This window comes from Bowdeniella nasicola, from assembly GCF_001907295.1.
In the GTDB taxonomy this organism is placed as follows: Bacteria; Actinomycetota; Actinomycetes; order Actinomycetales; family Actinomycetaceae; genus Bowdeniella; species Bowdeniella nasicola.
Genome location: NZ_MQVR01000173.1, coordinates 1 through 1,066, shown reverse-complemented (window position 1 = coordinate 1,066; position 1,066 = coordinate 1). Strand labels below are relative to the sequence as shown.

The 1,066-nt window shown below is 65.0% G+C and carries 1 pseudogene; it reads right to left on the bottom strand.

Features of this window, described 5'->3' with window-relative positions:
- Positions 1–253: 253 nt before the first annotated feature.
- Positions 254–971, bottom strand: a pseudogene (locus BSZ39_RS12890) (IS256 family transposase); the annotation flags it as partial.
- Positions 972–1,066: the final 95 nt, after the last annotated feature.

The following is a 1,066-nucleotide window of genomic DNA, read 5'->3' as shown; positions in this document are numbered from 1 at the left end:
GAGACCTTCTCCTTCCGAGCCGCTTCAGCGACGGTGACCTCGCCGGCCAGCACGCTCAGCACGATCCTGGTCTTGGTCTCCGGACTGAACACCGGCGGTCGTCCCATGGTCAGGTCCTCCTGCTCTCAGACGCCGATCATGCCCTCATAACCGGTCTGCCAGAAAGCATGACGCGGGACAGTCCCTTGGGGAGAGCCGGGCCTCCTGCTGCGAGGGGTCTGTCCGGTAAACGGTGTGTGGGATCCGGCGGTTTTCATTCGTGGGTGGTTTTCTCGAACCGTCCGGCGAAGGTGATCGGATGCGCGTTCAGCGCGGGCTTCCACCTCATCGCCCAGCGTGCCCTTCCGCCGCCAGTCGGGTCAAGCGACCGCGTGACGAGATACAGGCACTTGATCGCCGCGGCCTCATTCGGGAAGTGCCCGCGCGCCCGGACCGCCCTGCGGTATCTCGCGTTGATCGACTCGATCGCGTTGGTGGTGCAGATCACCCGCCGGATCTCGACGTCGTACTCCAGGAACGGCACGATACTGCGCCCAGGAACTGCGCCACAGATGCACGATCGCCGGGTACCTCTCGCCCCACTCGGCGGCGAACTCCTCGAACCGGTCCTTCGCCGCGGCCTCGCTCGGGGCCGTGTAGACCGGCTTGAGAGACTTCACGATCGCGTCGCGGTGCTGCCGGCCGGCGTAGCGGAAGCTGTTGCGGATCAGGTGCACGATACACTGCTGCACGACCGTCTGCTCCCAGGTGGTGTTGATCGCCTCCGGGAGACCCTTCAACCCGTCACAGACCGCGATGAGCGCGTCCTGGACGCCCCGGTTCTTCAGCTCGGTGAACACCTGCAGCCAGAACCTCGCACCCTCGGCACCATCACCGGCCCAGATGCCGAGGATGTCGCGTTCCCCGTTCACGGTGACGCCCATCACGACATAGAACGGGGTGTTCCTCACCTGCCCGTCACGGACTTTCACGGCTCTTCCGGTTCTAGAGTGCGTTGACCCGGGCTGATAGCTGCCCGGAGTGGAGCAAGCAGCGCAGCACGTAGTGGCCGAAGTTCCTAAACCCC